This window comes from Pseudoxanthobacter soli DSM 19599 (genome assembly GCF_900148505.1).
Taxonomy (GTDB): domain Bacteria; phylum Pseudomonadota; class Alphaproteobacteria; order Rhizobiales; family Segnochrobactraceae; genus Pseudoxanthobacter; species Pseudoxanthobacter soli.
This window is the reverse complement of sequence record NZ_FRXO01000003.1, coordinates 591,718-611,909: the sequence shown is the minus strand read 5'-3', so window position 1 is coordinate 611,909 and position 20,192 is coordinate 591,718. Positions and strand designations below refer to the sequence as shown.

Sequence of the window (20,192 nt, the reverse complement as noted above, 5' to 3'; positions counted from 1 at the left end):
GGTCACCAGCCTCCCCCGCCGGAGGAGCCACCGCCCCCGCCGGAGAAGCCGCCGCCGAACGAAGCACCGACGCCCGTCGATTTCGCCTTCGCTGCCGCGATCGCCTGCATCCCCTTCTGCACGGAAGACGTGACGGAGTTCGTCAGCCCTCCGCCGAGATTGCTCCAGCCGCCTTCGTTCCAGTGCGAGCCGGAATACCAGTCCGGCTGGGGCAGGGTGGCGGCGATGCCGGCGGCCGCGGAGGCGGCGAGCGCCGCCTTGAACTGGTCGGTCCAGGCGGTCTCGACCCCGAGCGCGATCGCGTAGGGCAGCATCTCCTCGAAATGCGCCGGCGTGCGGTCGGGCGGATTGTGGAACTTCAGCCGGTCCGCTTCAGCGACCGTCAGATAGAGCCGCGTGCCGGCGATCTCGTCGAGCGCTTTGCGGCCGGCGGCGGTGGGCCGCTTCAGAAGGTGGAAGAACAGCACGTTGAGCCCGGTGCCGGCGATCAGCACCAGGGCGGCGGCAAGGCCGAGATCGACCATCAGCGACAGCGCCGTGACCAACCAGCCCACGGTTCCGAAGATGACGAACACCGTCCAGACCAGCACGCCCGGCAGCGCGATCCACCGTCCCCGCAGCATGTCGCGCCATTGCGAAACCGCGCTCGTGCCGATGCCGAGCACGAGAATGGTCGCGAGCGCGGCCCCGACAGCCTCGCCGGCGACCGTTCCCGGATCGCTCACCGTGAACCCGGCCCCGATCCAGCTCGCGAGCGTGATGATGGCGCCGACGGCGAACCAGCCGCGGTTCTGGGCGATGTAGTCGCGCAGGAACCGCCCCTTCAGGAAGGAAGCGAACTTCCGGCTGGTCTCGGCAACACGGACGCTATGCTCGCCGAAATCGGTGAACGCGCCCTCCTCCGGTCCCGGAAAGAGGTGCTTGAGGACCACCTCCTCACCGGCGCTCGGCGGCCGCCGGCCGGTGGCCTGCCGGGTGAGGGAGGCATCCTTGCGGTCGCGCTCGTCGATCCGGATGTAGCCCTTCACGGCGAGGTCGATCACGGCGGCCGCGAGACAGACGGGATCGTAGCCCACGCGCTCGATGAACCGCATGGCGTAGGGCGGCAGTTCCGGCCGGTAGACCGGGATCACCGGCCCCGGAACCGGATCGCGGCCGACCCGGCGCCAGGCCCACAGATAATAGAGCAGGGCGACCACGAATCCGGCACCGGCGACCAGCGCCGGCATCATCGCATCCATCGCCTGTTCAAGGCCGGTCGGCTCAGGCACAAAGCCCTTCGGCCAGGCGACCGCCACCGTCAGTCCCTCGCCGGGCTGCAGCGGCGCGGTCGTGGTGAACACCGGATCGCCCTCGGCATTGCGGGTGGTGCGCACCGCGCCGCCCTTGTCGCCGTAGGCGCCGGTATAGGCATCGACCGACTTCACCGGCGCGCCCGGAGGCGGCGATACCGTGGCGCGTGCCATCTCGATGGGCAGGGTCCAGCCATTTCCGGTGACGTTCAGATAGATCTCGTCATAGTCCGGATAGAAGGCGATCTCGTTTCCGAGCCTGTAGGTCACCTGATAGATGTGGGTGCCGTCAGATACGAAGCTGTCGGCATCGCCGATATAGAGCCGCCGCCCGTCCGTGATCGACCCGGTGTGATAGTCCACCGGCTCGCCGTCGAGCATGACCGAGAGGATATCGAGGCTCGTCCGCGAGCGGCCATAGCCGCTGGCGTGCACGAGGTTGAAATCCTTGTAGATGCCGTGCCGGATCTGATCGCCGCGGGCGACCACCGTCAGCGTCTCCTCGACCTCGATGTCGCCGTTCGACTCGACGGCGATCGCCGAGATGTAGCTGAGGATGCGCTCGGGCCCGCCCGGATCGGCGACCTGTGCCGCGGCGGGTGCTGCGAGCAGGATCGCGAGGACCGCGAGCAGCGCGGCGACGACGCGCGCCGGACGGCCCGCCGACCCCTGCGTGCGCCCTCGCGCCGCCGGCCGGCGATCTCCCTCGCCTCTCACGAAAACGACACCTTGACCGGCTGCGAGGCCGCCTCGCGTTCGCTGTCGTCGAGTTCGAAGAACTGGGCCTCCTGGAAACCGAACGCGCGGGCGATCAGCATGGGCGGGAAGGTGCGGATGCTCACGTTCAGGTCGCGCACCGAACCGTTGTAGAACCGCCGCGCGCCGTTGATATGGGCCTCGATCTCCTCGAGGCTCTGCTGGAGCGCCAGGAAGTTCTGGTTCGCCTTCAGGTCGGGATAGGCCTCGGCGAGCGCGATCACCTTGCCGAGGGCACCGAGGAAAGTGCGCTCCGCCGCCGCCTGCGCCTCCGGGCCGCCGTTCGCGGAGGCTGCGGCATTGCGCGCGGCGACAACGGCCTCAAGCGTGCCGCGCTCGTGACCCGCGTAGCCTTTCACCGTCTCCACGAGGTTCGGAACCAGATCGTAGCGGCGCTTCATCTGCACCTGGATGTCGGACCACGCCTCCTCGACGCGCGCCTTCTGCCCGACCAGCCGGTTGTAGACGCTCACGCCGTAGAGCGCGACGATCACCACCGCCGCCACCAGTACCCAGAGTTCCATCGCCCGCCTCGCGTTCGCGCGGCGTCCCTTCGCGCCGCAACGACGCGACGATACGATGCCGGCCGCCGCCGCGGCAGTCCCTTTTCGCGGCGCCGAGGCACATTCGCCGGACGCTTTGCCGCCCCTTGCGACGGCCGCCGGAATTCCGGGCCTTTTCTCCGAACTCTGGAAGCGCTAAAGACCACGCCGGAAGCCCGCGCTGCTTCTTCAAGCGGCGGGTTGTCTTTCCTATATGGACGGATCGACCGCGACCGGCGGAACAGTCTCGTTCCGCCCGTTGCCAATGTAAGGAGGCGCGCAATGGCCAAGGCCCGTACCCTGTACGACAAGATCTGGGACGATCACGTCGTCGACATTCAGCAGGACGGCACCGCGCTTCTTTATATCGACCGTCACCTCGTGCACGAAGTGACGAGCCCGCAGGCGTTCGAAGGCCTGCGGATGACCGGCCGCAAGGTGCGCGCCCCCGGCCGCACGCTGGCCGTCGTCGACCACAACGTGCCGACCACCGACCGCACCAAGGGCATCGACGATCCCGAGGCGGCCCTGCAGATCGCCACGCTGGGGCGCAACGCGGCCGAGTTCGGCATCGAATATTACGATCCGTTCGACCGCCGCCAGGGTGTGGTGCACATCGTCGGCCCCGAGCAGGGCTTCACCCTGCCCGGCATGACGATCGTCTGCGGCGACAGCCACACCTCCACCCATGGCGCGTTCGGCGCGCTGGCCCATGGCATCGGCACGTCCGAGGTCGAGCACGTTCTGGCGACGCAGACGCTGATCCAGAAGAAGGCCAAGAACATGCGCGTGACCGTCGACGGCAAGCTGCCGGACGGCGTCGGCGCCAAGGACATCGTGCTCGCCATCATCGGCAAGATCGGCACCGCCGGCGGCACCGGCTACGTCATCGAATATGCCGGCGAGGCGATCCGTTCGCTGTCGATGGAAGGCCGCATGACGGTCTGCAACATGTCGATCGAAGGCGGCGCCCGCGCCGGCCTGATCGCGCCGGACGAGACCACCTTCGCCTACATCAAGGGCAAGCCCAAGGCCCCGACCGGCGAGGCGTGGGACCGCGCGGTGGAATACTGGAAGACGCTCGTCACCGACGATGGAGCCGTGTTCGACGCCGAGATCCATCTCGACGCCGCGGCGCTGCCGCCGATCGTGACCTGGGGCACGAGCCCCGAGGACGTGGTTTCGGTCGAGGGGGTGGTGCCGAATCCCGACGAGATCGCCGACGAGAACCGCCGCGCGGCCAAGAAGCGCGCGCTCGAGTATATGGGCCTGCAGCCGGGCACGCGGATGACGGACATCGCCATCAACCGCGCCTTCATCGGCTCCTGCACCAACGGCCGCATCGAGGATCTGCGCGCGGCGGCCGCAATGGTCGCCGGCAAGCACGTCAACCCGGCCGTGAACGCGATCGTCGTGCCCGGCTCCGGCCTCGTCAAGGCGCAGGCGGAAGCCGAGGGTCTCGACAAGATCTTCATCGAGGCCGGCTTCGAGTGGCGCGAGCCCGGATGCTCCATGTGTCTGGCGATGAACGCGGATCGGCTTTCGCCCGGCGACCGCTGCGCCTCCACCTCGAACCGCAATTTCGAGGGGCGGCAGGGCTTCCGCGGCCGTACCCACCTCGTCTCGCCGGCGATGGCGGCAGCGGCGGCGATCGCCGGCCACTTCGTCGACATCCGCGACTGGAAGTAACGCGGGAAACGCCGGCCGGTCTTCGGTCGACGGCCTGGAAATGGGAACGGCCCGGCATCACGCGATGCCGGGCCGTTCTCGTTTGCAGGGATGGCGCAACCTGGCGGTCGCCCTGCGACAGGCTCACCAGGCCGGGCGGCAGAACCGGACCGGCTGATAGCGCACCACCGGCGGGCGATAGGGACGGCGGACCACGACGCGTTCGTAGCGGGTGCGGCAGACCTCGCCGCGGCGGGGACCGCGGCCCCAGCCCTCGTGCCTGCCGTTGTTCCAGCCGTTGTTCCAGCCGGGCCCGCGATTCGGCTGGGCCTGCGGCGGCGGATAGCCCGGGCCCCAGCCGCCGTTCGGCGACCACTGCACCGGCGTCGCGACGGGAACGGACGGGCCGGCTTCGGCCGGGGCGAGGCCGGCAGCAAGCCCGCCGCCGAGAACCAGCGCGGCGAGAAGCACCTTCAGCCGCGCGGCCACGCCACCGGTGTGCGGACGGTTTGCGGAAGCAGATGAAGAAACCTGGACCATGACCTGAACTCCTCGGCTCGTGGCGACCTGGGTCGCCGCTGATGAGGTCAGGATCGCTCCGGCGGCCTGAACGCAGCCTGAGCCGGCCGTTCAGCGGGCGTTCATCGCGGTAAACGCGGATTTCGCGCGGTTCCTGCGCGCTTCAAGCGCGGTCTCTGCGCACCTCGCGCGCGGCGTTGCGCGGCTCAGGGACCGATGACGCGGTCGAGCAGTTCGGTCACCACCACGCTCGACAGCATCTCGAACGCGACCAGACCGGCGGCGAGGCCGATGGGCGCGCCGAGTGCGGCGCGGGCGACCTGGAAGCGGTAATAGACCACGATCAGGAAGGCGACGAGGGTCGCGGCGAGCCAGACGTCGCCGCCGATCACCCCGAACGAGAACAGCACCTCCGGCACGGCATAGATCGCCGCCGCCACCACGTTCGCCCAGTTGCGGACGATCATGTAGGGCACATAGCGCGCGGCGATGCCGAGCGGGCGGGCGAGGATCGCCATGACGACGGGGAAGAACACCCAGTCGACCACGAGTTCCACCGCCCGGGCGGCGAACAGCGCGCCCCAGGGGAACGCATCCTCCGGCCACAGCCCGAGCCCGATGCCGAGGCGGGCCTCCGACAGGGTCGAGATCACGAACGGCGGCACGAGCAGCACGATGGCGGCGAACGACAGCCAGAACCCGGCGATGGTGAACTCGAACCCGGCGAGCGCCTTCGGCCGCGCGAACAGGAGATCGATCGCGCCTTCGAGCGCGCGCTTGGCATGGAGGATGATGGCGACGGCGCCGGGTTCCGCCATCGCTCAGGCCGGAAAGAAGCGGTCGAGGAAGGCGCGGTAGATCGCGGCGAGCGCATCGAGCTCTGCCACCGGCACGCACTCGTCCACCTTGTGCATGGAGGTGCCGACCGGGCCGAACTCGACCACCGGGCAATAATCCTTGATGAAGCGGGCGTCCGAGGTGCCGCCGCCGGTCGACAGCGCCGGGGAGAGCCCCGTGACCGCCTCGATCGCCGCGCCGAGCGCGCTGACGAGCGGCCCGGGCGCGGTCAGGAACACGTCGCCGGAGCCGCGCTCGAACACGATTTCGGGCGCGGGCTCGCCACGCGCGGCGGCGGCCCCGGCAAGGCGCCGCTCGATCTCCGCCTTCAGCGCCGGGCGGGTCCACAGGTCGTTGTAGCGCACGTTGAAGCGCAGCCGCGCCTCCGCCGGGATGACGTTCCACGACGGGTTGCCGACATCGACCGAGACGATCTCGAGGTTCGAAGGGGCGAAATGGGTGTTGCCGGCATCGAGCGGCGGATCGATCAGCGCGGGCGCGAGCGCGAGCAGCGCCGGCACCGGATTGCGGGCACGCTCGGGATAGGCGACGTGGCCCTGGGTGCCGCGCACGATCACCGTGCCGGACATCGAGCCGCGCCGGCCGATCTTGATGGTGTCGCCGAGCGCGGCGGTGCAGGTCGGCTCGCCCACGAGGGCGGCATCGAAATGCTCGCCCCGCGCCGCGCACCACTGCATCAGCTTCACGGTGCCGTTGATCGAGGGGCCTTCCTCGTCGCCGGTGATGAGGAACGAGATCGAACCCCTGAAGCCGTCGCCGCGGGCGGCGAGGAAATCGAGCGCGGCGGCGAGGAAGGCGGCGACCCCGCCTTTCATGTCGACGGCGCCGCGGCCGTAGAGCACGCCGTCGTGCACCACGGCGCCGAACGGATCGTGCCGCCAGGCGGCTTCATCCCCCGGGGGCACCACGTCGACATGGCCGGCGAAGGCGAGGTGCGGCTCGCCGCGCCCGAACCGGGCGTAGAGATTTTCGACCGGCGCGGTGCCGGCCTCCTCGAACACCGGGCGCAGCACGGCGAAGCCGGCCGGCGCCAGCGCCGCCTCGACCGCGTCGAGCGCCGCGCCCGCGTCCGGCGTCACGCTCGGGCACGCGATCAGGCGGCGGGCGAAATCGAGCGGCGCGCGCCCATCCGTCCACCGCGATGCGGCCTTGTCGCCGTCCTCAGCCATCCGGCGCCCCGTTACCGCTCGATGCCCTTGCTTCGGGCGGCGAGCAGACGCAGGCGCAGCGCATTGAGCCTGATGAAGCCGGCGGCGTCCTTCTGGTCGTAGGCGCCGGCATCGTCCTCGAACGTCACCATCTTGGTCGAGTAGAGCGAGTTCGGGCTGGAACGGCCGATCACGATGGTGTTGCCCTTGTAGAGCTTCAGCCGCACCGTGCCCTCGACAGCCTCCTGGCTCTTGTCGATCAGCGCCTGGAGCATCTCGCGCTCCGGCGAGAACCAGAAGCCGTTATAGATCAGCTCCGCGTAGCGCGGCATCAGCTCGTCCTTGAGGTGGCCGGCGCCGCGGTCGAGCGTGATCGATTCGATCGCCCGGTGGGCGACGTGCAGGATGGTGCCGCCCGGCGTCTCGTAAATGCCGCGCGACTTCATGCCCACGAAGCGGTTCTCGACGAGGTCGAGGCGGCCGATGCCGTTTGCCTTGCCGAGATCGTTGAGGCGGGCGAGCAGGGTCGCGGGCGACAGCTCGACGCCATCGATGGAGACCGCGTCGCCGTTGCGGAAGCCGATCTCGATGATGGTCGGGCTATCCGGCGCCTCCTCGGGCGAGAGCGTGCGCTGGAACACGTAGGCCGGCGGCTCTTCCGCCGGATCTTCCAGCACCTTGCCCTCGGAGGAGGAGTGCAGCAGGTTCGCGTCGACGGAGAACGGCGCCTCGCCGCGCTTGTCCTTGGCGACGGGGATCTGGTTCTGCTCGGCGAACTCGATCAGGTCGGTGCGCGACTTGAAATCCCAGATGCGCCAGGGCGCGATCACCTGAAGCTTCGGATCGAGCGCGGCGACCGCCAGCTCGAAGCGGACCTGATCGTTGCCCTTGCCGGTGGCGCCGTGGGCGATGGCGTCGGCGCCCGTCTCATGGGCGATCTCGACGAGGCGCTTGGCGATCAGCGGCCGGGCGATCGAGGTGCCGAGCAGATAGGTGCCCTCGTAGACCGCATTGGCGCGGAACATCGGGAAGACGAAGTCGCGGACGAATTCCTCGCGCAGATCATCGATATAGATCTGCTTCACGCCCATCATCTCGGCCTTCTTGCGGGCCGGCTCGAGCTCCTCGCCCTGACCGAGATCAGCCGTGAAGGTGATGATCTCGGCCTGGTACTGCTGCTGCAGCCACTTGAGGATGATCGACGTATCGAGCCCGCCGGAATAGGAGAGCACGATCTTCTTGATGTCGGACATGGGAGGCCGCTTCCGGTCGAAGATGACGAATGCGCGGCTTATAAACCGCGCCATTCCGCCCGGCAACCGCGGCTCGGCCCATTCCGGGCTTCTCGCCCGGGTTCTCGCCCCGCTTCCCGAGCGGCTTTCCGCCCGGGCTCGCCGGTTTCTTCTCCGCCCCGTCCCTGCCCTCAGGGGCAGGGATTGGCGCGCAGCCGGTGCAGATTGTCGATGCGGGCGAGGAGTTCGGGCGGCAGCGTCACGCCGGCGGCGGCGATGTCGGTTTCGAGCTGGTCGAGGCTGGTCGCGCCGATGATGACGGAGGTTGTGAACGGCTGGCGGAGCACGAAGGCGAGCGCCATCTGCGCCGGATCGAGGCCGAACTCGGCGGCGAGATCGACATAGCCGCCGATCGCCTCCTCCGCGCCCGGTCCCTCGTAGCGCTGCAGCCGGTCGAACAGCGTCTTGCGGGCGCCGGCGGGGCGGGCACCGTTGCGGTACTTGCCGGTGAGATAGCCCTGCGCCAGCGAGGAATAGGCGAGCAGGCCGACATCCTCGCGCAGCGCCACCTCCGCGAGCCCGCCTTCGAAGGTGCGGTTGACGAGCGAATAGGCGTTCTGCACCGACTGCACCCGCGGCAGGCCCAGCGCTTCCGCCGCCGCCACCGCCTTCATGACGCCCCACGGGCTTTCGTTGGACAGCCCGACATGGCGGATCTTGCCGGCCTTGACCGCATCGGCGAGCACGGACAACGTCTCGGCGATCGGGGTCTCGTCGGCGACGGGTTCCGGGCTCTTCCAGACGACGGGGTTGGAGCCGAAGCCGGAGACCGGCCTGTCCGGCCAGTGGAGCTGGTAGAGGTCGATATAATCGGTGCCGAGGCGCTTCAGGCTCTTGTCGAGCGCCTCCTCGATCTGGCGCCGGTCGAGCCGGCCCTCGGAGCCGTCGTCGCGGAACCACGTCATATCGGTGCGGCCGACCACCTTGGTGGCGAGCACGACCTTGTCGCGGGTGCCCCGCGCCTTGAACCACGAGCCGATGTGAAGCTCGGTCCTGCCTTGCGTCTCCGCCTTGGGCGGGATCGGATAAAGCTCCGCCGTATCGAAGAAATTCACGCCGTGTTCCAGCGCGCGATCCATCTGCGCATGGGCCTCGGCCTCGGTGTTCTGCTGACCCCAGGTCATGGTGCCGAGACAGATGGCGCTGACCTTCAGGCCGGACCGGCCGAGCGGGCGGTATTCCATGGGGGGGTGACTCCGGGAGGGGGAAAACCAAGCACGGGTCGCTAACTAGATTCAACACGCACAGCATGCAACTATTAACTGCTGGCTTTCGACCTCGCAGGAACTAGCTAGCCGGCGACGCAGCCGCAATTGTGCTGCATCCGAATTGATTTTATTGCCGGAGGTGTAATCGTGGATATTCACGCATCTGATATAGATAAACTCGATTCTTACGTTTCTAAGCTGTCTTATAAATTCTATCTTAGACGCTTAAAAATGTTAAATGTAAGAAGTTTTGAGAATCAAATAATATCATTTGATTTTCCTGTGACTGCTATCATTGGAACAAATGGCGGAGGAAAATCAACAGTCCTTGGCGCCGCCGCTATTGCCTACAAATCAGTTAGGCCCGGAGATTTCTTTCCTAAATCGAATATCGGCGATAATAGTATGTCTAATTGGAGAATAGAATATGATATTATAGATAGACATGTAAATAACTCTGGAATATTTAATAGAAATGCTAGATTTATATCTGCTAAATGGCGCAGAGACAACATACCGGGACGAGACATTATTATTATACCGATACAGAGAACAGTTCCAGCCAACGAGCAGGCCAGATTCAGGCAATTTATTGGCTTAGCTCAAAAGAAAAATATCGTGACAACACCAATTTCTCCTGAGGTAATTTCCCATGTCGGACGCATTCTTGGGAAAGATGCATCTGGTTATTCAAGAATTTCTCTTAATAATGAAACGGGAAAGTCTATTCTGGTTGGAATAAAAAATAAAAATGATTATTCGCAATTTCATTTCGGCGCCGGAGAAGCATCAATAATAGAGATGGTCACGAGGATCGAAGAAGCAAGTGCAAACGCCCTCATCCTAATCGAAGAAATTGAGAATGGACTACACCCTCTTGCTACAAAGAAAATGGTGGAGTACCTTCTTTATACCGCTGTAGAAAAGAAAGTACAAGTTATATTTACAACCCACTCAGAATACGCACTCCAATTACTTCCACCGAAGGCAATATGGGGTTGCATTGATGGAATCGCCTACCAAGGAAAATTAAACATTGAAAGTTTAAAGGCCCTAAATGGCGTCGTCGCGAAAGATCGAGCCATATTTGTTGAAGATGAATTTGCCGAGGATCTTTGTGGTGAAATCATTCGTCAATACGCGCCAGAACTTTTGGACAGGGTGGAAATACATAAGGCCGGCGGATTTCCGTTTGTTGTGGATGTCCTAAAACATCATAACGCAAATCCTACTATCAAAAATAAGGCAATAGCAATAATAGATGGCGACAATCCGCCTTTAAAGGAGAAAAATGACCACGTATTATGCTTACCGGATGGAGCGCCTGAGAGTATTGTATATAATTATATACAAGAAAATGCGGATTTTGTTTCAAGTCTTGTTCAACAAAGATGTCAGTGCCCGGCCGTATCTCAAGACGACATAGTTAGGGCCATACGACATGTGTCAATAGATACAACAGATCATCACCTATATTTTAGAAAACTAGGGGAAAGACTTGGTTTCATATCGGAGATAGTTGTCAGGCGCGGCCTTTGCTCAATATACGTTCAGAATTCAAAGGAAATTTTGTCAGGATTAATTTCAAATATACGAGAGATATTTAACAGTTGATATGTATTAAAACTATGAAATCCATCATTACCCTCGATCTATATTCTTTGCAAGCTTCTCCACCAGCGGCAAAATCCCCTGCACGATCTTCTCCACGCCGGCTTCGGTCGGGTGGAGGCCGTCGGGGAGGTTGAGGGCGGGGTCGGCGGCGACGCCTTCGAGGAAGAAGGGGTAGTAGAGCGCGCCGTGGGCGTTCGCGACCTCGGCGAAGATGGGGTTGAAGGCGGCGGCGTAGGCCGGGCCGAGATTGGGCGGAGCCAGCATGCCGGCGACGAGCACGGGGAGCTTGCGCTCGCCGAGCCGCGTGAGGATGGCGTCGAGATTGCGGCGGGTGCCGGCGGGATCCTGGGCGCGCAGGGCATCGTTGGCGCCGAGTTCCACGATCACCGCGTCGGCATCGTCCGGCACCGACCAGTCGAGCCGCGCGAGGCCGCCCGCCGTGGTATCGCCGGAGACGCCGGCATCGACCACGGTGACGTCGTGGCCCTTCGCCCTGAGCGCGGCTTCGAGCTGCGCCGGAAAGCCCTTGCCGGGCGGCAGGCCGTAGCCCGCCGTGAGGCTGTCGCCGAGGGCGACGATGGTGAGGGGCGCGGCCGAGGCGACATTGGCGACCAGCGAGCCCGCCAGCACCAGCGCGACGGCCGAGAGAAACGACGAAAGCACCTGCATCTTCTCACATCCCGCAATCGCCTTCCCCGCCCCGCCGGAGAAGGCGCCCTGCCACGCGACACTAGAGCGCTTTCCGATCTGATGGAATCATCAGATCGACAAGAAATCGCTCCAGATTCAAAGGCTTGAACATATCCTTGTCGTTCAGATCGGTTCGATCTGAACGGGATATGTTCTCGCCGGAGCGCCATCCGGACCGACAACGCGCCGGACCGACAACGCACCGGAGCGGCGAACCCGCCGCCGGCGCAACGCCTCCGTGCCCGGACCTTCGGAAGCTGGGCATCACCGCTTCATCCCGCAACCGGCGCCGGCATGTGGAGCCGAGATGTGGGGACCAGCATGTGGGGGGCCAGCGTGCGGGCCGCCGTTGCCGGCGTTCCGATGCGGGCGCCCCGAACCCTGCTTCCAGCCGCAAGTTTCGCCGGGGAGCGTGGCGCAATCAGGGCTTCGAGGCCGTTTCCGGAGCGGAGGGCCTCCGGGGCGGGTCTGGAACGAGGCCTGACGGTGGGCCTGATTCGAGGCATGATTCGAGACACGGTCCAGGCTTGGCGGGAGGTTTCGGAGAGGGCTTGGCGGGAGGTTTGGCACCGGCGGCCCACGCATCACATTGCCGTGCGCGGCCCCGACCGGCCGTTGCTCGACAGGTTGTGATCGCGAGTGGGCCGCATTGCGGGCCGCACGTTCGAGGCGGCCCTTGGCCGATCCCGCGCCCACGCCCATATCAGGCCGACGTTCTTGTTCGCAGACTTGCCTGTTCGCGGACTTGCCTGTTCGCCGGCGGCCTCGTCACCGACGCGCCTGTCCGGGTCGTGCCTTCCCGGTTCGGGGGCGGTGCCGGCCCGGACGCGCACCGGCCGGTGGCCCCGGCCTGCACGTCGCCTTCCCGCACGGCCTTCCCGGCTTTCTCCCGAGCCGCGAGGGGCCGACCCGAGTTCCAAGTCCCCGCTTCCGAGTCCCCGCGCGAAAGAGCCCGCATGCCGGCCTCCCCAAGCCCCGTCGCCACCCCCGCAGCCGCTTCCTCCGCAGCCGCGTCCCCGGCCCCGCTCGCGGTGGAGATCGGCGGCGTCCACCTCGCGCTCGGGCGCGGCGCCGCCGCCGTCGACGTGCTGCGCGGCGTCGACCTCGCGGTCGCCCCCGGCGAGACCGTCGGCATCGTCGGCCCCTCCGGCTCCGGCAAGTCGACGCTGCTGATGGTGATCGGCGGGCTGGAGCGGCCGGACCGGGGCACGGTGCGGGTGGCGGGGCAGGACCTGACCGGGCTCGACGAGGACGCGCTCGCCCGGTTCCGCGGCCGCCATGTCGGCATCGTGTTCCAGTCGTTCCACCTGATCCCGACCATGACGGCGCTGGAAAACGTCGCCGTGCCGCTGGAACTCGCCGGGCGGGCCGACGCCTTCGCCCGCGCGGAGGCGGAGCTTGCCGCCGTCGGGCTTTCCGGGCGGCTGAACCATCTGCCGAAGGAGATGTCCGGCGGCGAGCAGCAGCGCGTGGCCATCGCCCGCGCGCTGGCGCCGGAACCCGCGCTGATCATCGCCGACGAGCCGACCGGAAACCTCGATGCCGCGACGGGGGCCGCCATCGTCGACCTGATGTTCCGCGCCCAGGCCGAACGCGGCACGACGCTGGTGCTCGTCACCCACGATGCCGCGCTCGCCGCGCGCTGCGGCCGCACGGTGCGGGTGCGCTCCGGCGTGATCGAGCCGGAGGCCCCGGCGCGGGTGGCGGCCTCGTGAGCGGGGCCGGCGCCATCGCCCCGGCCGCGACCGGCGCGCGTGCGGGAGCCGGGACCGGCGGGCGGCTGGCGCGGCTTCGCCTCGCGCTCGGCTTCGCCCGGCGCGACCTGCGCGGTAGCCTTTCCGGCGGCACGCTGGCCGGATTCCGCGTGTTCGTCGCCTGCATCGCGCTCGGCGTCGCCACCATCGGCGGGGTCGGCTCGCTCGCCGGCGCCCTCACCGCCTCCGTGGCGGACCAGGGCCGCGCCATCCTCGGCGGCGACCTCGACGCGGCGCTGGTCCACCGCGCGGCGAGCCCCGACGAGCACGCCGCGCTCGCCGCGCTCGGGCCGACCTCGACGGTGGCGACGCTGCGTTCCATGGCGCGCAACCCCGCCACCGGCGACCAGATCCTGGTCGAGCTGAAGGCGGTCGACGACGCCTATCCGCTGGTCGGATCGCTCGACATCGAAGGCGGCGGCGACCTCCACGCGATGATCGGGCGGAAGCCGCAGGCGACCGATGGCGCGCCTGTCTGGGGCGCGGTGGCCGACAAGGCGCTGCTCGACCGGCTCGGCCTCAAAATCGGCGACCGCATCGGCCTCGGCACCACCGAAGTGGTGCTCGAGGGCGTGATCGCCCGCGAGCCGGACAAGCTCGCCGGCGGGTTCGATTTCGGCCCGCGGCTGATGATCTCGGCCCGCGCGCTCGATTCGACGGGGCTCGTGGTGCCGGGCAGCCTGGTCACCTGGCACGAGCGCGTCACCCTGCCGCCGGGCGCGGGCGACGCCGCGGTGAAGGCGGCGAAGGACCGGCTGGAAGCGACCTTCCCCGATGCCGGCTGGCGGCTGCGCGACCGCAACGCCGCCGCGCCGGGCTTCGTCGACAACATCGCCCGGTTCGCGCAATACCTGACCGTGGTCGGGCTTTCCGCGCTCGTGGTCGGCGGCGTCGGGGTCGCCAACGCGGTGTCGGCGTTCGTGGAGCGCAAGCGGGCGAGCATCGCGGCGCTGCGCGCGCTCGGCGCCTCCGGCACGTTCGTGTTCTTCATGGCGCTCGCCGAGGTGATGGCGATCGCCGCGCTCGGCATCGCCATCGGCCTCGTCCTCGCCGCGGCCATCCCGCCGCTCGCCGGGGTCGCGCTCGCCGGCGTGCTGCCGGTCGATGCGGTCGGCGGGCTCTATCCCGGCGCCCTCGGCCTCGCGGCGCTCTACGGCGTGCTCACAGCGCTCGCGTTCTCGCTGTGGCCGCTCGGCCGCGTCCACGACGTGTCGCCCACGGTGCTGTTCCGCGACGCCGACGGCGAGGCGCGCCGGCCGCGGCGGCGGTACGTGATCGCGACGGCCGCGGTGGCGGCGGCGCTCGCCGCGATCGCCATCGGGCTCGCCGACGACCGCCGCATCGCCGTGGTGTTCGTCGCCGGCACCATCGGCGCCTTCGTCGTGCTGCGGGCGGTCGCGGCCGGGCTGAGAGCCCTCGCCGCCCGCGCGCCGCGCGCCCGCTCGGTCACGCTGCGCCTCGCGCTCGGCAACATCCGCCGGCCCGGCGCGCTGACGCCGGTGGTGGTGCTCTCCCTCGGGCTCGGGCTGACGCTGCTCGTCACCCTCGCGCTGATCGACGGCAACATGCGCCGGGAACTCACGGGACGGATGCCGGCGGTGGCGCCGAGCTTCTTCTTCCTCGACGTCGCCAGCACCGAGATCGACCCATTCCGGGCGTTCCTCGCCCGCGAGGCGCCGGGCGCGACCGTGGCGGCGACGCCGATGCTGCGCGGCCGGCTGGTGTCGCTGAAGGGCATCCCCGCCGCGGACTATCCCGCCCCCGCCAGCGCGGCCTGGGTGCTGAAAGGCGACCGCGGCATCACCTTCGCCGCGACGCCGCCGGCGAACGGGCGCGTGAGCGAGGGCGAATGGTGGCCGGCGGACTATGCCGGCAAGCCGCTGGTGTCGTTTTCCGCCGACGTCGCCCGCGATCTCGGGCTGAAGATCGGCGATCCGGTCACGGTCAACGTGCTCGGCCGGCCGGTGACGGCGACCATTGCCAACCTGCGCACGACGGAATGGGATTCGCTGTCCATCAACTTCGTCATGGTGTTCTCGCCGAACACCTTCGCCGGGGCACCCTATGGCGTGCTCGCCACGCTGGCCTATCCGGGCGGCGGCTCCCCGGAGGCGGAGACGGCGCTGATGCGCGCCATCGGCCGCGACTTCCCGACGGTGACGGCGGTGCGGGTGAAGGACGCGCTCGACACCATCAACGACCTCGTGTCGCAGCTCGCGCTGGCGATCCGCGCCGCCGCCTCCATCGCGCTCGCGGCGAGCGTGCTGGTGCTGGCGGGTGCTCTCGCGGCAAGCCACGCGAGCCGCATCCACGATGCCGTCGTGCTCAAGACGCTGGGGGCGACCCGGCGCCGGCTCATCGCCGCCTTCGCGCTCGAATACGCGCTTCTCGGCGGCGCGACGGCGGTGTTCGCCGTCGCCGCCGGCTCGGCGGCGGCCTATGCGGTGATCGCCGGCGTGATGCGGATTCCGTTCGCGTTCGACGCGGCGACCGCCATCGGCGCCGTCGCCGTGGCGCTCGTCGTGACGGTCGGTCTCGGCCTCGTCGGCACGTGGCGGGTGCTCGGCCACAAGGCGGGCCCGGTGCTCCGCGATTTGTGACCGGGTGTGAGCCTTCCGGCCCGCGAAAGCCGCCGATTCCGCGCCTGCGCGCTTGTACGCCGCGGGCGGAAAGACCATATTCGAGAGGGAAATCGCCGTGGGGACTGACGCGGCGGCCGACGTGCGGCGGTATTCGGCCCGCGACAGGGTCCGGTCCCGCCGATGTTCGGTTTCAGGTTTCTGGCGCGTGGTGCGCCGGGGGCAAATGTTCAAGTCTGTAAGACTGTGAGAGGAAATTCTCGATGTCGACGTTCGACCGCAACCCTTCCACGCGCTTCGGAGGCGTCAATGCTTCCGCGCGGGCACAGGCCGGCGTCTTCGATGCGGGCCTGCGCGCGTACATGCTTCAGGTCTACAACTACATGGCGATCGGCCTCGTCATCACCGGCCTCGCCGCCATCGGCGCGTTCTCGCTGTCCGTGACCGATCCGGGCTCCGCCGCCGCTGTGGCGACCGTCGGTAACGGCATGGCGCTGACCCAGATCGGCTACGCGCTGTTCGTCAGCCCGCTGAAGTGGGTGGTCATCCTCGCGCCGCTCGCCATGGTGTTCCTCGTGATGCCGCGCATCGGCTCGATGAGCGTGCCGTCGGCCCAGATCGCGTTCTGGGTGTTCGCCGCGCTGATGGGCCTGTCGCTCAGCTCCATCTTCCTAGTCTATACCCACGCCTCGATCGCCCGGGTGTTCTTCATCACGGCCGCATCGTTCGGCGCGCTCAGCCTCTACGGCTACACCACCTCGCGCTCGCTGTCGGGCATGGGCTCGTTCCTGTTCATGGGCCTGATCGGCATCATCATCGCCTCGCTGGTGAACCTGTTCCTCCAGTCGTCGGCGCTGCAGTTCGCCGTGTCCGTGATCGGCGTGCTGGTGTTCGCGGGCCTGACCGCCTACGACACCCAGCAGATCAAGGAGATGTATTACGCGGGCGACGACAGCGCCACGATCGGCCGCAAGGCGATCCTCGGTGCGCTTCGTCTGTACCTCGACTTCATCAACCTGTTCACGATGCTGCTGCAGCTGTTCGGCAACCGCAACTGATCGGGACGCACAAATTCGGAAGATCGGGCGCGGCCTTCGGGCCGCGCCTTTTTTTATGGCCTGGAGCCTTCCGGGAAACCGGCCGCGCTCAGGAAGACCGGGGCACCTGCGGCTCCCGCCAGCCCGGGGAGAGGCCGAACGCGGCCTCGAAGCCGCGCTCTCCCGCCCGGGTGATGGCGAGCGCCCGGCCGTCCGGCACCCGCGCCACCCAGCCGAGTTCCAGCACCCTGTCGAGCAGCGCGGCGCCGAGCCGCCCGGCGATGTGCGGGCGGCGCTCGCTCCAGTCGAGGCAGGCACGGCACAGCGCCCGGCGGGACGGACCCGCTCCCTCGATCTCAAGCCCGAAATCGCAGAAGAACCGACGGCCTTCGTCGGTGACGAGGGCAGCGCCCTCCGAAAGCGCGACGTGGCCGCGCGCCTGCAGCGCATCCGCCACCGCGACGGCGAGCCGCCCGGCCATGTGGTCGTAGCAGGTGCGCGCGAGCCGCAGCGCCGCGTCGCGCGGGCCCGGCGGGCGATGCCGCGCCGGACCGGCCGCCGCCACCGACATCAGCGCGTGCAGCACATCGGCGATCTCCGGCGAGGCGAGCCGGTAGTAGCGATGGCGCCCCTGCTTCTCGACCGCGACGAGGCGGACGTCGACGAGCTTGGCGAGGTGGCCGCTGGCGGTCTGCGCCGTGATGCCGGCGCGCAACGCCAGTTCGCCCGCCGCCAGCGCCTGCCCGCCCATCAGGGCGAGAAGCATGTTGGCGCGCGCGGCGTCCCCGATCAGGCGGGCGACTTCGGCGACGGTGTTTGCGGAAGCGATGCCGGTCATGGCACGGGATGATACAGGACGGCCGCCGCCGCTCTAAGCGCGGACGCTTCGGCGCGCACCGAAACATCCGGGCGGCCGCAGCCGGTAGAAGAGACCCCGCTTATCCGCCGAATCGGAACCGGAGACCATGGCCGAACACCCTGACCGGACGCGGGAGCTGGCGCTCCTTCTCGTGCTGTCCACCCTGTGGGGCGCTTCCTACACCTTCATCAAGATCGGCGTCGAAACCATTCCGCCGGTGACCCTGATCGCGGCGAGAACGCTGATCGCCGGCCTGGTGCTGGCGGCCGTGATCCGAGGACGCGGCCTGCGCCTGCCGCGCGACCGGGCGACATGGGTCCGCTTCCTGATCCAGGCCTGCCTCAACAGCGCCGTTCCGTTCACGCTGATCGCCTGGGCGGAACAGACCGCCGATGCCGGCCTCGCGGCGATCCTCAACGCGACGACGCCGGTGTTCGCCTTCCTGATGACGGCGGCGATCACGCGGCACGAACCGGTGACGACCCGCAAGATGTTCGGCGTCGCCGCCGGGCTCGCCGGCATCTGCCTGATCGTCGGGTTTCAGGCGCTCGCCGGCCTCGGCAAGGAGGTGGCATCGCAGCTCGCCATCGTCGCCGCCTCGGTCTGCTATGCGGGCGCGGCGATCTTCGGCAAGAGCTTCAAGGGGCTCGATCCGATGATGCCGGCGGCGGGTTCCCTGCTCTGCGGCGCCGCGATCCTCGTTCCGCTCAGCCTCGTCGTCGACCGGCCGTGGACGCTCGCCCCCGCCGCGTCGTCCCTGCTGGCGCTCGCCGCGCTGTCGGTGTTCTCGACCGCTCTCGCCTTCGTGATCTATTTCCGCCTGGTGCAGACGCTCGGCTCGGTCGGCACCACCGCCCAGGCCTATCTGCGCGTGCCCATCGGCGTCGCGATCGGCTGCGCCTTTCTCGGCGAACAGCCGACGCCGACCGCGTGGATCGGCCTCGGCTGCGTCGTGGCCGGCGTCGCCGCCATGACCCTGCCGGGCCGCAAGGCGGCGCGGCCGGCGGCAAACCCAAGCTGAATCAGATCGGAAAGCGCTCTGGCGGGCTTTCCCGGTCAGGCCGGCGGCTGGCAGTTGAACGTGCCGCCGCAGCGCACCTCCAGCGTTTCCAGCACGCCGGCCATGTAGGCGACCCAGCCGACGCCGAGCAGCACGGCGAAGACGAGCCTGAACCGGCGGTAGCGGCGCAGCGCCAGCACCGCGATCACCGCCATGGCGATGGAGACCGCCGGCAGCGCGAGGATGCCGGCGACGAGAAACCCCATGATCGGGTTTTCCATCGAGCCCGGCGCATCGAACAGGAAGGGAATGCCGATCCAGAACACCGGGCTCGCCAGCAGGCCGAGAAAGGCCACGGCGATCGCGAGCCATAGCACGACGGCGGCGGCAAGCGGCGGCTTCGGTCGTGAGGGCCGGCCGGCGGATGGATCCGGGGTTTTCATCGGTCCGTCCCGTTCTTGGGTCTGGGAGGGGTCATCGGTCTGGGAGGGATCATGGGAACGCCCTTTCGAAGGGGCCGCCCGACGGATCACCAGGCACCCTCGCGCCGGGCGACGCGCCCAACCTGCACAGCCGCAATCATGCCCCAAGACCGCGCCCGGACGCCATTCCGGACGCACGTCTCCGCCGGGCCGTGGATGCCCGGCAGGCAAGATCGCGGGACTTTCGCTGCGGTTCGCGAGGCGACGGCCGGGCCGGGCCGGCGTCTCGGGCAAGGCTGCGCGACCGTTCTCAACCGGCCTTTTCGACCCATGCCGTCGCGAGGGGCTTGCCAACGGCGGCCCATGCCCGTTCACAATGGGGCATTCGGATCGAATCACCGGACGGAGCGCTGCCCATGCCACGGCTCTTCACGGGTCTCGAGATCCCCGCCGTCGTCGGCACCCAGGTCGGCCTGCTCCGGGGCGGCCTCAGGAACGCGCGCTGGATCGATCCGGAGAACTACCACATCACCCTGCGCTTCATCGGCGACATCGACGACCGCACCGCCGACGAGATCGCCGACGCGCTGATGCGGGTTCGAAGGGCGTCGGTGCGGGTGCACATCTCCGGTCTCGGCAGCTTCGGCGGCGACAAGCCGCATACCTTGTTCGCCCGCGTCGCGCCCAGCACCGCTCTCGGCGAGCTTCAGGCCGAGCACGAGCGCATTCTCCAGCGCCTCGGCCTGCCGCCGGAAGGGCGCAAGTTCACGCCCCACATCACCCTCGCGCGGCTGCGCGGCACCTCGCCGCGCGAAGTCGCGGACTGGCTGGCGCTGCGCGGCGGCTTCGAGGTGCCGCCGTTCATCGCGCCGCGCTTCGTGCTGTTCTCCGCCCGCGCCAGCGTCGGCGGCGGGCCCTATCTGGTGGAAGAGGCGTTTCCGCTCGCGGTCTGAG

At 67.9% G+C, this 20,192-nt stretch carries 17 protein-coding genes; 7 read left to right on the top strand and 10 right to left on the bottom strand.

All coding sequences use genetic code 11. From position 1 onward, the window contains the following. Nucleotides 1-2: 2 nt before the first annotated feature. Together BUF17_RS10290 and BUF17_RS10285 are read right to left on the bottom strand one after the other, a co-directional pair. Nucleotides 3-2,009: a DUF2207 domain-containing protein gene (locus BUF17_RS10290; RefSeq protein ID WP_073628154.1), complete on the bottom strand. Its 2,007-nt coding sequence runs from the start codon at nucleotides 2,007-2,009 to the stop codon at nucleotides 3-5. Next, nucleotides 2,006-2,572, bottom strand: a complete 567-nt coding sequence (locus BUF17_RS10285) for a LemA family protein (RefSeq protein WP_073628152.1) — start codon at nucleotides 2,570-2,572, stop codon at nucleotides 2,006-2,008. The genes BUF17_RS10290 and BUF17_RS10285 overlap by 4 nt, the downstream gene beginning before the upstream one ends. A 300-nt stretch (nucleotides 2,573-2,872) precedes the next feature. On the opposite strand from BUF17_RS10285, the gene leuC reads away from it, so the two are divergent. Further along, complete coding sequence (gene leuC / locus BUF17_RS10280) at nucleotides 2,873-4,279, top strand: 3-isopropylmalate dehydratase large subunit (protein ID WP_073628150.1); 1,407 nt, start codon at nucleotides 2,873-2,875, stop codon at nucleotides 4,277-4,279. Nucleotides 4,280-4,402: 123 nt separating this feature from the next. Here the strand turns inward: leuC and BUF17_RS10275 are convergent, their stop codons facing one another. The 5 genes from BUF17_RS10275 to BUF17_RS10255 all read right to left on the bottom strand — a co-directional run bounded on the left by BUF17_RS10275 (nucleotide 4,403) and on the right by BUF17_RS10255 (nucleotide 9,259). Then, complete coding sequence (locus BUF17_RS10275) at nucleotides 4,403-4,798, bottom strand: hypothetical protein (protein WP_073628148.1); 396 nt, start codon at nucleotides 4,796-4,798, stop codon at nucleotides 4,403-4,405. Between the two features lie 185 nt (nucleotides 4,799-4,983). Beyond that, on the bottom strand, nucleotides 4,984-5,595 hold the full coding sequence (locus BUF17_RS10270; protein ID WP_073628146.1) for a hypothetical protein: 612 nt from the start codon (nucleotides 5,593-5,595) through the stop codon (nucleotides 4,984-4,986). A 3-nt stretch (nucleotides 5,596-5,598) separates the two neighbouring features. Continuing rightward, on the bottom strand, nucleotides 5,599-6,804 hold the full coding sequence (dapE, locus tag BUF17_RS10265; RefSeq protein WP_073628144.1) for a succinyl-diaminopimelate desuccinylase: 1,206 nt from the start codon (nucleotides 6,802-6,804) through the stop codon (nucleotides 5,599-5,601). A gap of 11 nt (nucleotides 6,805-6,815) precedes the next feature. After that, nucleotides 6,816-8,036, bottom strand: a complete 1,221-nt coding sequence (locus BUF17_RS10260; RefSeq protein ID WP_073628142.1) for an argininosuccinate synthase — start codon at nucleotides 8,034-8,036, stop codon at nucleotides 6,816-6,818. Nucleotides 8,037-8,206: 170 nt separating this feature from the next. Then, entirely contained in the window at nucleotides 8,207-9,259 is a 1,053-nt protein-coding gene (locus BUF17_RS10255; protein WP_073628140.1) for an NADP(H)-dependent aldo-keto reductase, read from the bottom strand. Nucleotides 9,260-9,430: 171 nt separating this feature from the next. Here BUF17_RS10255 and BUF17_RS22165 point away from each other — a divergent pair, with 171 nt between their 5' ends. Further along, nucleotides 9,431-10,897, top strand: coding sequence for an ATP-dependent nuclease (locus BUF17_RS22165; protein ID WP_139282486.1), 1,467 nt, complete (start codon nucleotides 9,431-9,433; stop codon nucleotides 10,895-10,897). A 27-nt stretch (nucleotides 10,898-10,924) separates the two neighbouring features. On the opposite strand, the gene BUF17_RS10245 is transcribed toward BUF17_RS22165, so the two are convergent. Next, nucleotides 10,925-11,566 (bottom strand): arylesterase, encoded by a 642-nt coding sequence (locus BUF17_RS10245; protein WP_139282485.1) that lies wholly within the window; start codon nucleotides 11,564-11,566, stop codon nucleotides 10,925-10,927. 977 nt (nucleotides 11,567-12,543) lie between these two features. On the opposite strand from BUF17_RS10245, the gene BUF17_RS10240 reads away from it, so the two are divergent. The 3 genes from BUF17_RS10240 (at nucleotide 12,544) to BUF17_RS10230 (ending at nucleotide 16,978) form a co-directional block, all read left to right on the top strand. Then, complete coding sequence (locus tag BUF17_RS10240) at nucleotides 12,544-13,302, top strand: ABC transporter ATP-binding protein (RefSeq protein ID WP_084564386.1); 759 nt, start codon at nucleotides 12,544-12,546, stop codon at nucleotides 13,300-13,302. Next, nucleotides 13,299-15,941, top strand: coding sequence for an ABC transporter permease (locus BUF17_RS10235; protein WP_084564384.1), 2,643 nt, complete (start codon nucleotides 13,299-13,301; stop codon nucleotides 15,939-15,941). Before BUF17_RS10240 ends, BUF17_RS10235 begins: the two co-directional genes overlap by 4 nt. Nucleotides 15,942-16,183: 242 nt before the next feature. Then, nucleotides 16,184-16,978 carry a Bax inhibitor-1/YccA family protein gene (locus tag BUF17_RS10230; protein WP_073628136.1) on the top strand — a complete coding sequence of 265 codons (795 nt, stop codon included), beginning with the start codon at nucleotides 16,184-16,186 and terminating at the stop codon, nucleotides 16,976-16,978. Between the two features lie 88 nt (nucleotides 16,979-17,066). On the opposite strand, the gene BUF17_RS10225 is transcribed toward BUF17_RS10230, so the two are convergent. After that, nucleotides 17,067-17,795, bottom strand: coding sequence for an ArsR/SmtB family transcription factor (locus tag BUF17_RS10225; protein ID WP_073628134.1), 729 nt, complete (start codon nucleotides 17,793-17,795; stop codon nucleotides 17,067-17,069). Between the two features lie 127 nt (nucleotides 17,796-17,922). Between BUF17_RS10225 and BUF17_RS10220 the strand changes: the two genes are divergently transcribed. After that, nucleotides 17,923-18,837 (top strand): DMT family transporter, encoded by a 915-nt coding sequence (locus BUF17_RS10220; RefSeq protein ID WP_073628132.1) that lies wholly within the window; start codon nucleotides 17,923-17,925, stop codon nucleotides 18,835-18,837. 35 nt (nucleotides 18,838-18,872) lie between these two features. Here BUF17_RS10220 and BUF17_RS10215 read toward each other — a convergent pair whose 3' ends face one another. Next, complete coding sequence (locus BUF17_RS10215; RefSeq protein WP_073628130.1) at nucleotides 18,873-19,259, bottom strand: hypothetical protein; 387 nt, start codon at nucleotides 19,257-19,259, stop codon at nucleotides 18,873-18,875. 395 nt (nucleotides 19,260-19,654) lie between these two features. Between BUF17_RS10215 and thpR the strand changes: the two genes are divergently transcribed. Beyond that, on the top strand, nucleotides 19,655-20,191 hold the full coding sequence (gene thpR / locus BUF17_RS10210) for an RNA 2',3'-cyclic phosphodiesterase (protein WP_073628128.1): 537 nt from the start codon (nucleotides 19,655-19,657) through the stop codon (nucleotides 20,189-20,191). Nucleotide 20,192 lies beyond the last annotated feature (1 nt).